We start from the raw sequence: 12,052 nt of genomic DNA, 5'->3' as shown, positions 1-12,052 counted from the left end.
GATGCGCCTGTTACGAACCATGGTCACTCGAATTCTTCTGCTGTGTGCGATGGTCGCCGCGGGCGCCACCGCCGGGGCGGGGGCCGCCAACGCGGCGGTTCCCGACGTATGGGGATTCGCCTACGTCGACGTCACCTCCGGTGTGCCGAACCTGGCCTACCAGGCGGGCAGCTGGGGGGCCGGGCCGACGGTCAGCGTCACGCCCGGCGGCACGGGTGAGTACTTCGTGCGCTTCCCGAAGATCGGCATCCCCAAGGGCGGGATCGCGCACGTCACCGCGATCTCGCAGGCGGCCGAGTGGTGCCAGATCGAGAAGTGGGGGCAGTCCGGCTCGGACGAGATCGTGGCGGTGCGGTGCTACCGGTACGGCGGCACCCCCGTCAAGGCGAAGTTCTCGATCGTCTTCGCCAGCAGCAGCGGGGCGCTGGCCTCGGCGACGGAGGCCTACGGCTACGTCTACTGGGACGGCGGATCCATCGCCTCCGACTACAACTCCGCGCTCGGCGTGAACGCCGTCTTCCCCAACACGACCGGCGACTGGACCGTCTGGCTGCCCGGGCTCGGCTCCGCCGTGCAGGCGGGCAACATCCAGGTCACCGCGGTCGACTCCGGCAAGCCGGCGCGGTGCAAGGTGGGCGCCTGGAGCTGGGCGCCGTCGGGGCAGAAGATCCAGGTGCTGTGCCACGACGTGTCCGACAAGCCGTACGACACCGGTTGGACCCTCACCTACCAGCGCGAGCGGGCGATCACCGGGGCGTACGCGCCGCCGAAGCTGTTCGCCTACACCTTCGACAACGTCCCGGCCAACCCCGGCCCGTACGCGCCCGCCCCCGCGGGGATCAACTACAACTCCCAGAGCGGGATCAACACGGTGCGGACGGCCGGGCCCGGCATGCGCCTGGCGTTCTTCCCCAGGGTCGGAGTGACGCCCAACAACGTGCAGGTGACGGCGTACGGCCCCGGGCCGTATTTCTGCAACCTGCTCACGCTGTGGACGACCTACGGGTCCGACGTCTCCGTGCGTGACGTGGTCTGCTACAAGGGCACCACCCAGGTCGACCAGCCCTCGTTCGTGACCTACGTCTCCGCGTACTGACGGCACCCGCCCCGCCGGGGCGGGCCGGGCGGTGGCAGGGTGGCGCGGCCCGCGTCCCCTGCCGCCGATGGCCGGGCACGACCCGCCGGGCCACCGCCGGCGCGACTGGGCGCCCGGGCCGACGGTCAGCGTCACCTCCGGCGGCTCCGGTGAGTACTTCGTGCGCTTCCCGAAGATCGGCATCCCCAGGGGCGGGATCGCGCACGTGACCGCCATCTCGCAGTCACCGGAATGGTGCCAGATCGAGAAGTGGTGGCAGGACGGCCCGGACGAGGTCGTGGCGGTGCGGTGCACGCTGTACGGCGGCGGGCACCACGCGCAGACGTTGTTCTCCGTCGTCTTCGCCTCCAGCAGCGGGGCGCTGGCCTCAGCGTCCCAGGCGTACGGCTACGTCTACTGGGACGGCGGATCCATCGCCTCCCACTACAACTCGGCGCTCGCCACCAACTCCGTCGCCCACACGGGCACCGGGGCCTGGGCGGTCGTGCTACCCGGGCTCGGCTCGGTCGTGCAGGCGGGCAACATCCAGGTCACCGCGGTGGACTCGGGCCGGGCGGCGCGGTGCAAGGTCGGGGCCTGGGACTGGTCCAAGGACGCCCAGAAGATCCGGGTGCTGTGCCACGACGCGACCGATGTGCCGCTCGACACCGGCTGGACCCTCACCTACCAGCGGCAGCGGGCGATCATGGGGGCGGCGGTGCCGCCGAAGTACTTCGCCTACACCTTCGACAACGACCCGTCGAACCCCGGGCCGTACGCGCCCGTCCCCGCCGGGGTCAACTACAACCACACCGGCGCGGTCAACACCCTGACGAGGACCGCGACCGGCCGGCGCTGGGTGGCGTTCCCCTCGGTCGGGGTGCTGCCCAGCAACGTGCAGGTCACCGCGTACGGCTCCGGGCCGGAGTTCTGCAACCTGGTGACGTTGTGGGTCACGGCGGGCTCCGACGTCCACGTCCGCGACGTCTTCTGCTACCGGGAGAACGTCAAGGTCGACTCCCCGTCGCTGGTGACCTACACCTCGCAGTACTGACGCGGCCGAGGGCGGGCGCGCCGGCCAGGACCCACGCATCAGGGCGACGCGGATCAGGGCACGCGGAGGCGGTGGGTCAGCCCCGTGTGGCGGCGGCCCGCCCCCCGCGTGCGCACCGCCTGGCCGAGCGCCCGCCGCGACCCGACGACGACCACGAGCTTCTTGGCCCGGGTGATGGCGGTGTAGAGCAGGTTGCGCTGCAGCATCATCCAGGCGCTGGTGGCCAGCGGGATGACCACCGCCGGATACTCGCTGCCCTGGGAGCGGTGGATGCTGACCGCGTAGGCGTGGGCGAGTTCGTCGAGCTCGTCGAAGGAGTAGTCGACGTTCTCGTCCTCGTCGGTGAGCACGGTCAGCTTGCTCTCCTCGGGGGTGATGGCGGTGACCACGCCGACCGTGCCGTTGAACACCCCCGCCGCGCCCTTGTCGTAGTTGTTGCGCAGCTGGGTGACCTTGTCGCCGACGCGGAAGACCCGCCCGCCGTACCGGCGCTCGGGCATGCCCTCCCGGGCGGGGGTCAGCGCCTCCTGCAGGGCGATGTTCAGCGCTCCCGCGCCGGCCGCGCCGCGGTGCATGGGCGCGAGCACCTGTACGTCCCTGCGCGGGTTGAGGCCGAACTTCCTCGGGATCCGCCGGGCCACCACGTCCACGGTCAGGGCGGCGATCTCCTCGGGTTCCTCGCAGGGGAACAGGAAGAAGTCGGGGAACTCGCGCACCAGCGGCTGCTGTCCGGTGTTGACGCGGTGGGCGTTGACGACCACGCCGGACTCCTGCGCCTGACGGAAGATCTGCGTCAGTCGCACCCGGGGGATGGCGGGGGCGGCCAGCAGGTCGCGCAGCACCTCTCCGGCGCCGACCGAGGGAAGCTGGTCGACGTCGCCGACGAACAGCAGGTGCGCTCCCGGGGCGACGGCCTTGGCGAGCTTGTTGGCCAGCAGCAGGTCGAGCATGGACGCCTCGTCCACCACGACCAGGTCGGCGTCGAGGGGGTTGTCGCGGTCGAAGGTGGCGTCCCCGCCGGGGCGCAGCTGGAGCAGCCGGTGCACGGTCGTCGCCTCGTGCCCGGTCAGCTCCGCCAGCCGCTTGGCCGCGCGGCCGGTCGGGGCGGCCAGGATGACCTTGGCCCGTTTCGCGCGGGCGAGGGTCACCACCGAGCGCACGGTGAAGCTCTTGCCGCAGCCGGGGCCGCCGGTCAGCACCGCGACCTTCTCGGTCAGCGCGAGCCGTACGGCCTGGGCCTGCTCGGGCGCGAGGTCGGCGCCGGTCCGGCCACGCAGCCAGTCGAGGGCGGCCGGCCAGTCGACGTCGGTGAACGCGCCGAGCCGGTCGTGCCCGGCGTTCAGCAGGGTGCGCAGCGTGCCGGCCAGCGACAGCTCGGCGCGGTGGAAGGGGACGAGGTAGATCGCGGGGACGGTGCTGTCGCCGTCGTCCCCGTTCTGCTCGCCGTTCCCCCTGGCCGGGATCTCCTCGCGAACCACGCCCTCCTCGGCGACCAGCTCCTCCAGGCAGGCCGTGGTCAGGTCGGCCGGCACCTCCAGGATCTTCACGGCGTCGGCGACCAGATTGGGCGCGGGCAGGAAGCAGTGGCCGTCGTCAGCGGCCTGGGAGAGCGTGTAGCGCAGTCCGGCCTTGACCCGCTCGGGGCTGTCGTGCGGGATGCCCACTGCCTGCGCGATGGTGTCGGCCGTCTTGAAGCCGATGCCCCACACGTCGTCGGCGAGCCGGTAGGGCTCCTTGCGGACCACGTCGATGGAGTCCTCGCCGTACTGCTTGAAGATGCGCACGGCGATGGAGGTGGACACCCCGACGCCCTGCAGGAAGATCATCACCTCCTTGATGATCTTCTGCTCCTCCCAGGCCGCGGCGATCATCTTGGTCCGTTTCGGCCCGAGGCCGGGAACCTCGACCAGCCGCTTCGGCTCCTCCTCGATGACCCGCAGCGTGTCGGTGCCGAAGTGGTCCACGATCCGCTCGGCCATCTTCGGGCCGATGCCCTTGATCAGGCCGGAGCCGAGGTAACGCTGGATGCCCTGGATCGTCGCCGGCAGGACGGTGGTGTACGACCAGACCTCGAACTGCCTGCCGTACTTGGGGTGGGAGCCCCAGCGACCGGTGAGACGCAGCGACTCCCCCACCTGCGCCCCGAGCAGGGGCCCGACGACGGTCAGCAGATCGGTGCCCGACCGTTCGGTGGCGACCCTGGCGATCGTGTAGCCGGTCTCCTCGTTGGCATACGTGATCCGCTCAAGTACTGCATCTAAATGAGTAGCGATTTTTCCGGAACCCGCGTCCGGGCTCCCCTCAGTCCTCACCACGTGGACGAGACTAGGGCAGGTTGTCGATCGGACCTTCACCGACGTGCGGGACGCCTACCGGTACTACCGGGAGGGCTCGCCGGTCGGCAAGGTCGTCATCGAGCTCGGCTAGGTGTTCTGTCCCCTGAGGTCGGGTGCGCGGCTGGCGGGTGGTAGGCCGTTCAGCGCGGTGTGGCCGCGGTGGTGATTGTAGGTGTGCAACCAGGCGGGCAGGGCGGCACAGTCTTGGGTCCCGGACGTATAGGGCTGGGCGTATGCCCATTCGTCGAGCAGGGTGCGGTTGTAGCGTTCGGCACAGCCAGGCATCGCCGCTGTGAGCGGGCCTCACCGACCCGCAGCGCCGTTTTCTGGTGCTAGGAAACGGCCTTGAGCAGCCACAGTTCGTTTTCGTCGCTGCCGGAGTGGAACTGCACCACCCGCGCGCCCGGAGCGGTGGAGGCGCCCTCCACGGCCAGCACCAGGCCCGAATGCTTGTTGACGAGCCGGTAGATGCCCTCGTTGTACTTCTTGAGGTACCAGATCTGGCTGTCGCTGTTGTTGAGACTCCACTGCATCGCGCAGTCGGGGTTGAGGTTGGCCACTGCGATGTCCAGCGCCTTACCGGAATGTTCGGCGATGAACTTGTAACCGCCATCAGCGGTGGGTCTGAGTTCGAATCGCTGGTTGGCGGTTTCGGTGGGATGCCACTGGCAGGCACGGCCACCGTCATGGGGCCATGAGTCCGCGATGTCGAGCGCCAGCCCTGACTTTTTATTGATCAGATAGGCTCTAGCCGGAATTTCCATTTGATCCCTTCGAGCCGATGATTGAGGCGGCGCTGCGCCGCTTGCCTCTATAAGACCCCACCTTGAGCGGAAAATCACCTTTTAGCCGATGGCCGCATGTGGACAAAAGATTCACGCCTCCCCAATCGCTCCGCCGTCGGTGTCACCTGACGACGGCAGTTTGAGCGCGGACACGCTCACACGTTTCTCATTTGCGGACACTGCGTTCCAGCACGGCGTCGAGCTGCACGCCGGGCGGCCTGCCCGCGGCGCCTCCGGGAGGATTCGTCATGGGTCGCATTGTCTCCCACCCGGCGGGGCCCGCCCGACCGTGACCGGCCGGGTGGGGACGGGGCCGCCCCCGGCCTCGCAGGGGGCCGGGGGCGGCGTTTCCGCGGGTGCTACCCGGTGAAGTCCGCGGCGTGGTCGCGGGCCCAGGTGGCGAAGGTGCGGGGAGCGCGGCCGGTGACCTGCTCGACGACGTCGGTCAGGGGCACGGGGCGGCCGTCGTTGCCCCGCCAGTAGGCGAGCAGGGCGTCGGCGTACGGACCGGGGATGTAGGCGGCCATCTCCTTCTTCCACTCCCCGGGGGTGACGTGGCCGACGGTGATGGGCCGTCCGACGACCTCGGCGAGCTGCTCGATCTGTTCGGTGAACGTGAGGCTCTCCGGGCCGGTCGGATGCAGGCACCGGCCCTGGTGGCGTGGGTCGGTGAGCACGGTGAAGGCCACCTCGGCGAGGTCCCGTTCGTGGATGGGGTCGGTGTGCGAGCCCGGGTAGGGCAGGTTCACCGGATTCCCGGCCCTGATGGACCAGGCCCAGGCGCCCGCGTTGCCGGCGAAGGAGCCGGGGCGCAGGATCGTGGTGGTCAGCGGCGCGGCGAGCAGCGCGGTCTCGACGTCGAGGTGCGACTTGGCCAGTGGGTCGCCGGCCGCGCCGGGGTTCAGCACGCTGGCGGACGACAGCAGGACGACGTGCTCGACGCCGGCCGTGACGGCGGCGTCGGCGAACTCCGCGATGTGCGAGGCCTCGGCGTACAGGAAGACCTCCCTGACGCCGGCGAGGGCGGCCGGGAAGGTCGCGGGATCGGTGAGGTCGCAGGTGACGGGGGTGACGCCGTCCGGCACGCGCAGCCGTCCGGGGTCGCTGGAGGCCACGCGTACGGCGCGGCCGGCCTGCAGCAGCAGGGTCAGCAGGTGGGTGGCGACCGCGCCGCGGCCTCCGGTGACGAGAATCATGGAAATGCTCCTGTGAACGCTGGGAATGCGGGTGCGGATGCCTTCCGGCAAGGGGGAAGGCTCAGCGGGCGTGGGCGCCACGGCGCGCGGGCAGCGGGACGCCCATCGCGCAGGCGGCGGTGACGGCCTCGGCCGGAGGCGCCCACGGCGGTGCCGCGCCGGTCACCGGGGGGCCGAGCGGGTCGAGCACACCGGGGGCGGACGCCGAGAGGAAGATCGCCCATCTGGGCGGAGACTGGGGTGCGGACATGGCGAGGCAGACTCTCCATTGAGAGATCCAGACAGCCTGTGCTTAGGCTGTCGTGCCGGCCGGATGTCCCGGCACGCTCGGGAACGAGCGCCGCACCTTACGATCAAGAAGGTACCACGGCCTGGGCGGCTCCGCGGCGGCGGAGACTCCTCCCGCTACCGGCTGCCGGGATCGCCGTGCCTCCTCAGCGTCGGCGCTGGTGAAGAGATAGGCGCTCGCGGCTCTTGCGGCGCATGTGCGGCCGCCGGCCGCCGAGCGAGATGCCCGGCGCCGGGAACTACCTGGCGATCTCCAGCGATCGCGCACCGATGAGGTTTCCGCGCCGCGCCCGTCTGTACGTGTGACATCGACTCACGAAAGGCTGGAACCATGCGGAAACTGATCTTCGGCATGAACGTGACCCTGGACGGCTACATCGCCGCGACCGGTGACGACATCGGCTGGAGTGGAGGCGAGGGACCGGACTCGTCACCGAGCGCCGAGCTGTTCCAGTGGTGGTACGACCAGATGCGGGCGAGCGAGCTGTCGCTGTACGGGCGCAAGCTGTGGGAGGCGATGAGCTCCTACTGGCCGACCGGCGATCAGCGGCCCGACGCCACCCCGGCGGAGATCGAGTTCGCGCGCCTCTGGCGGGACATGCCGAAGGTGGTGTTCTCGTCGACGATCGACAAGGTCGACTGGAACACCCGCCTGGTCACCGGCGACGCGGTCGCCGAGATCGCCCGGCTCAGAGCGGAGGACGGCGGCCCGATGGACATCGGCGGCGCGACGCTCGCCGGGGCGGCGATGCGGGCCGGGCTGATCGACGAGTACGCGCTGGTCACCGTGCCGGTCCTGGTGGGCGGCGGCACGCCGTTCTTCACCGTGCTGGACAGCTGGGTGAACCTGAAGCTGGTCGAGACGCGGACATTTCCCGGCGGCGTAATGCTGACCCGATACGAGACGAGGCGATGAGCACGGGCCGGATGCCCGGCCCGTGAGGCCAGGTCGACTCCCTGGCACCGGCCCGTGCGCCGGGCTCGCCGACGATGGGGGCCTGCCTGATCACAGCGTCGCGGGCAGGCCCAGCCATGGTTTGTCGGTGGCGTCGAATCCGGTGAGCTCGGCGACCTTCCCGTCGGCGATGCGCAGGACCGCGATGGCGAACAGACGGTACTCCGGGTCGCCGGGGGTGCGGAGGTACAGCACGGCGGCAGGCATGCGGTTGACCGTCGTGGCGATGCCGCGCCAGTCGTCGTGGCCGCGCTGGAAGAGCCCACCGGAGACCCAGCCGTCCACCGCGTCCTTGGCCGTGACGGTCACGGTGCCCGGGTCGGGCAGCATCGCGAAGCGCAGGTCGTCGCGCAGCAGGGCCGTCAGCCCGTCGAGGTCGTTGCGCTCATGGGCGTCCATATACGACTTCACCACGCCGCGCTCGTCATCCGACAGCTCGTGCGTGGCAGGGCTCCGCCAGTCGAGGCGGCGGTCGGGTAGCTGCTCGCGCATCGTCACGCGCGCCCGCTGCAGTGCGCTGGTCACCGATGCGACGGTCAGTTCGAGGGCGTCGGCGGCCTTCGACGCCGGCCAGCCGAGGAGGTCGCGCACGATGAAAACCGCCCGCTGCCGCGGCGGCAGGTGCTGGACGGCGACGATCAACGCCAGCTCGATCGTCTCCCGCGCCACCATCGATTCCTGCGGGTCGTCCGGGAGCATCCGGTCCGGGTAGGGCTGCAGGTAGCGCACTTCCGAGCCCGCGCCCGGCAGCTCGGCAGGGACGGGTGTCCGGTCGTTGCGCTTGTCCAGGAAGTCGAGGCAGGCGTTCGTCGCGATCCGGTACAGCCAGGTCCGCGGCGCAGCGTGGCCCTTGAACGACTCCCGCTTGTTCCACGCCCGCAGGAACGTCTCCTGCGTCAGGTCCTGGGCGTCCTCGTAGTTCGCGAGCATCCGATAGCAGTGCACCTGCAGCTCACGCCGGTAGCGTTCCGTGATGAGCGCGAACTGTGCCGCGTCGTTCGAGCGGGCCGCCGCGACGAACGCGGCTCCGTCGTCGCTCAGCGGTCTGGCGTCGGTCATGGTCGTCAATCCTTCCGCGGGTGGCGAGGGGCTACCAGAACTGACGACGTGGCGGAGGATTTCTGAGCGGTGAAGCCGCTGACGCCGGGCCCTTCGCCAGGCCGGACGGGTCAGGTCGAGCGCCTCGGCGATCCCACCCGCCCGGCTCGCCCGCCGATACACCCGCGCGGCCGGCCGCTAGCGGGGCAGGCGCAGTCCCGCGATGAGGATCCCGGCCAGCCGGCGCGCGTCGTAGCGGGGATCGCTGTCCGCGCCGATGCAGAGGTTCCCGACGCCGCGCATGAGCTCGATGGCCTCGATGTCGGAGCGGATCTCGCCGGCGGCGGCCGCGGCGTCGAGCAACTCGGCGCACACGGGCACGAGCCGGTCGAGGAAGTAGGCGTGCAGCGTCTCGAAGCCCGCGCTGTCGGAGCGCAGCACGGCGGCCAGGCCGTGCTTGGTGACCAGGAAGTCGACGAAGTGGTCGATCCATCGCCCGAGCGCGGCGTACGGCGTCTCGCCGGCCGCCAGGAGGGCGGGCCCGGCCTCGGCGCACGCCTCGACCTGGTGCCGGTAGACGGCGATGATGAGGTCCGCCCGCGTCGGGAAGTGGCGGTAGATCGTGGCCGTCCCGACGCCGGCCTTGGCCGCGATGTCGCGGACCGGCGCGTCCACGCCCGAGGTCACGAAGACCGCGGCGGCCGCGTCGAGCAGGGCCTTCTCGTTGCGCCGGGCGTCCGCCCGCCTGGGCCGGGCCGCACGCCCCGCGCCCGGGTCGTTGTCGTCCATCGCGTCGTTCCCTCCACCCGCCGGGCTTGCTAAACGGGACACCGTTCCGTATCTTCAAACGGGACACGGTCCCGCTTGTTCATTTTGCCAGATCAGCGGCCCGGTCACCAAGAGCACGCCGCCATGCCTCAGGCGCTACACGGCCATGCGTGCCCCTTCTCTCCCCGAAAGCCCCCGGAAGCAACCGAAGGACAATCCTGTGAACGAATCGCTCATCACCCTCGGCGCGCCCACCCCGGTCGTCTCGGTGAAGCCGGTGGCGCTGCCGGCCCCCGGCCGTGGCCAGGACCTGCACGTACGCGTGTCCGCGCCCACGACCGGGCACGAGCTGCCGGTCGTCGTCTTCTCGCACGGCTTCGGCGAGTCGCTCGACGGCTACGCCCCACTGGCCGACTTCTGGACCGCGCACGGCTTCGCGGTGATCCAGCCCACGCACCTCGACTCCAGGACGCTGAGCCTTCCCCCCGACGACCCCCGTACGCCGCTCATCTGGCGCTCGCGGGTCGAGGACCTCAAGCGCGTCCTCGACCGGCTCGACCTTCTGGAGGACGCCGTCCCCGGTCTCGCCGGGCGGCTCGACCGCGGCCGCATCGCCGTCGCCGGGCATTCCTGGGGCGCCCAGACGGCGAGCATGCTGCTGGGCGCGCGGGTCCTCGACGCCGAAGGCGTGCCGGGAGAGGACATGTCCGACCCGCGGGTCACGGCCGGGGTGCTGCTCGCCCTGACCGGCAGGGGCGGCGCGGACCTGACTCCGTTCGCCGCCGAGCACTTCCCGTTCATGAACCCGAGCTTCGCGGAGATGACCACACCGGCCCTCATGGTCGCGGGTGACAAGGACCAGTCCCTTCTGTCCGTACGGGGACCGGACTGGTTCACCGACGCCTACCACATGAGCCCCGGCGGCAAGAGCCTGCTGACGTTGTCGGGAGCCGAACACTCGCTCGGCGGGATCTCCGGATACAACGTCACGGAGACGACGGACGAGAGCCCCGAACGCGTCGCCCTGCTCCGGAGGGTCACGTGGGCCTACCTGCGCCACGCCCTGGGCATCGAGGATTCCGCGTGGTCGGCGGCGCGCACGGCCCTGGCGGACGGCGGCCATCCGCTGGGCCGGATCGAATCCCGGTGAGTCCCCGACGCGTACGACCGAGCCAGTATCTTGCATGTGCTAACTTAGCTTGCTAAGTTAGTCCCATGGAACGGAACCTCAGCCTCAACCTGCACGTGCTCACCGCCCGGCTGGACCGCGCCGCCGACCGGATCCTGCGGGCGGAGCACGACATCTCCTACAGCCGCTTCCTGGCGCTGACCCTGGTGGGCGAACTGGGGGCGTCGACGCAGCGGACCCTCGCCGACTATCTCGGCGTGACCGAGCCGTCGGTGAGCCGCATGACGGGCGTCCTCGCCGCCGACGGCCTCCTCGACGTCCAGCCCGACCCCGGCGGGGGGAACCGCCGGCGGCTGAGCCTCACCGACGAGGGGAAGCGGCGGGTGGCCTCCATCCGGCAGGAGTTCGAGGACCGGCTGGCCGCGGTCGTCGCGGAGAGCGGAGTGCCGTACGCCGAGTACGCCGAGCACACCGCGCGGCTGCTGGCGACGTTCGACCGGCTGGAGCGGGAGGCGGGCAAGTGAGCCGGGACATCGACACCACGCCCTTACGCCGGCACACGGCCGTCTCGGCCGACGGCACGGCGATCGCCTACCGGACGCTCGGCGCGGGCCCCGCTCTCATCCTGCTCGGCGGCAATCTCAAGACCTCCGAGGACTACCTGCCGCTGGCCTCCTCGCTGGCCCGCTCCTTCACGGTGCACGTCGTCGACCGGCGCGGACGCGGCGACAGCGGCCCTCAGGGACCCGGCTACTCCCTGGCCAAGGAAGTGGAGGACCTGCGGGCCGTCCAGGAGGCGACCGGGGCGCGCCTGGCCTTCGGGCACAGCTACGGCGGGCTCGTCATCCTCGAGACCGCGCGGTCGTTCCCGCTGTTCGACCGCATCGCCGTCTACGAGCCCGGAGTGCCCTGCGCACCCGTCCCCACCGCATGGATGGCGCCCTTCCGGGAACGGCTGGCCGCGGGTGACAACTACGGGGCGTTCATCCACTTCATCCAGGGGTCGGGCGGCGCACCGGACTTCATGACCAAGCTGCCGCACTGGTATCTGCGGGCGGTCTTCCGCATCGCCTTCCGCGGCGCGGCCTGGCAGCGGATGCGGCCCCTGCTCGGCGCCTGCCTGGCCGAACACGAGCAGCTCGCCGCGCAGTACGGCCGGCTCTCCGAGTTCGCTGACGTCACCGCCCCGGTGCTGATCCTGGTGGGCGGCCGCAGCAAGCCCGCGCACCGGGAGGAGTTCGCCACGCTGGCCGGCACCCTTCCCAGCGCCGTGCTGCGCACCGTCGACGGCCTCGACCACATGGGGCCCTCGGAACGCAAAGCGGCCCCCGCGGTGGCCGAACGGGCGCTGCCCTTCCTCCTGTGACGAGCCGCGCGGCTCCCGCGTCTGTCCATCCGGAACGGGGCATGGCCTGGGCCGTCTCCGGG

12 protein-coding genes and 1 pseudogene are annotated in these 12,052 nt (G+C 70.8%); 6 read left to right on the top strand and 7 right to left on the bottom strand.

Going from position 1 to position 12,052, the window contains the following annotated elements:
- Position 1: 1 nt before the first annotated feature.
- Together ACWEQG_RS26960 and ACWEQG_RS26955 are read left to right on the top strand one after the other, a co-directional pair.
- Positions 2 to 1,096: a hypothetical protein gene (locus ACWEQG_RS26960; protein ID WP_452288825.1), complete on the top strand. Its 1,095-nt coding sequence runs from the start codon at positions 2 to 4 to the stop codon at positions 1,094 to 1,096.
- 67 nt (positions 1,097 to 1,163) lie between these two features.
- Positions 1,164 to 2,129, top strand: a complete 966-nt coding sequence (locus tag ACWEQG_RS26955) for a hypothetical protein (protein ID WP_452288823.1) — start codon at positions 1,164 to 1,166, stop codon at positions 2,127 to 2,129.
- Between the two features lie 53 nt (positions 2,130 to 2,182).
- Here ACWEQG_RS26955 and recD2 read toward each other — a convergent pair whose 3' ends face one another.
- From recD2 to ACWEQG_RS26930, 5 genes and pseudogenes are all read right to left on the bottom strand, one after another.
- A complete protein-coding gene (gene recD2 / locus ACWEQG_RS26950) occupies positions 2,183 to 4,441 on the bottom strand; it encodes an SF1B family DNA helicase RecD2 (RefSeq protein WP_452289166.1) in 2,259 nt (752 codons plus the stop codon).
- Positions 4,442 to 4,552: 111 nt separating this feature from the next.
- A pseudogene (locus ACWEQG_RS26945) lies at positions 4,553 to 4,744 on the bottom strand (integrase core domain-containing protein); the annotation flags it as partial.
- 53 nt (positions 4,745 to 4,797) lie between these two features.
- Positions 4,798 to 5,229 carry an RICIN domain-containing protein gene (locus tag ACWEQG_RS26940; RefSeq protein WP_452288821.1) on the bottom strand — a complete coding sequence of 144 codons (432 nt, stop codon included), beginning with the start codon at positions 5,227 to 5,229 and terminating at the stop codon, positions 4,798 to 4,800.
- A gap of 380 nt (positions 5,230 to 5,609) precedes the next feature.
- Positions 5,610 to 6,446 (bottom strand): SDR family oxidoreductase, encoded by an 837-nt coding sequence (locus tag ACWEQG_RS26935; protein WP_452288819.1) that lies wholly within the window; start codon positions 6,444 to 6,446, stop codon positions 5,610 to 5,612.
- Between the two features lie 61 nt (positions 6,447 to 6,507).
- A complete protein-coding gene (locus tag ACWEQG_RS26930; RefSeq protein WP_452288817.1) occupies positions 6,508 to 6,696 on the bottom strand; it encodes a hypothetical protein in 189 nt (62 codons plus the stop codon).
- A gap of 369 nt (positions 6,697 to 7,065) precedes the next feature.
- Here ACWEQG_RS26930 and ACWEQG_RS26925 point away from each other — a divergent pair, with 369 nt between their 5' ends.
- Positions 7,066 to 7,650, top strand: coding sequence for a dihydrofolate reductase family protein (locus ACWEQG_RS26925; protein ID WP_452288815.1), 585 nt, complete (start codon positions 7,066 to 7,068; stop codon positions 7,648 to 7,650).
- A gap of 90 nt (positions 7,651 to 7,740) precedes the next feature.
- Here the strand turns inward: ACWEQG_RS26925 and ACWEQG_RS26920 are convergent, their stop codons facing one another.
- Both ACWEQG_RS26920 and ACWEQG_RS26915 read right to left on the bottom strand, forming a co-directional pair.
- Positions 7,741 to 8,748, bottom strand: coding sequence for an RNA polymerase subunit sigma-70 (locus tag ACWEQG_RS26920; RefSeq protein WP_452288813.1), 1,008 nt, complete (start codon positions 8,746 to 8,748; stop codon positions 7,741 to 7,743).
- A 177-nt stretch (positions 8,749 to 8,925) separates the two neighbouring features.
- Entirely contained in the window at positions 8,926 to 9,516 is a 591-nt protein-coding gene (locus ACWEQG_RS26915) for a TetR/AcrR family transcriptional regulator (RefSeq protein ID WP_452288811.1), read from the bottom strand.
- A 199-nt stretch (positions 9,517 to 9,715) separates the two neighbouring features.
- Between ACWEQG_RS26915 and ACWEQG_RS26910 the strand changes: the two genes are divergently transcribed.
- The 3 genes from ACWEQG_RS26910 to ACWEQG_RS26900 all read left to right on the top strand — a co-directional run bounded on the left by ACWEQG_RS26910 (position 9,716) and on the right by ACWEQG_RS26900 (position 11,990).
- Entirely contained in the window at positions 9,716 to 10,645 is a 930-nt protein-coding gene (locus tag ACWEQG_RS26910) for an alpha/beta hydrolase family protein (RefSeq protein WP_452288809.1), read from the top strand.
- Between the two features lie 65 nt (positions 10,646 to 10,710).
- Complete coding sequence (locus ACWEQG_RS26905; RefSeq protein ID WP_363463379.1) at positions 10,711 to 11,148, top strand: MarR family winged helix-turn-helix transcriptional regulator; 438 nt, start codon at positions 10,711 to 10,713, stop codon at positions 11,146 to 11,148.
- Positions 11,145 to 11,990: an alpha/beta fold hydrolase gene (locus ACWEQG_RS26900; RefSeq protein ID WP_452288807.1), complete on the top strand. Its 846-nt coding sequence runs from the start codon at positions 11,145 to 11,147 to the stop codon at positions 11,988 to 11,990. The genes ACWEQG_RS26905 and ACWEQG_RS26900 overlap by 4 nt, the downstream gene beginning before the upstream one ends.
- Positions 11,991 to 12,052: the final 62 nt, after the last annotated feature.

It is taken from the genome of Microbispora sp. NPDC004025 (assembly GCF_053604425.1).
Note: the sequence above shows the minus strand (reverse complement) of the source record. Positions and strands in the feature narration are given on the sequence as shown.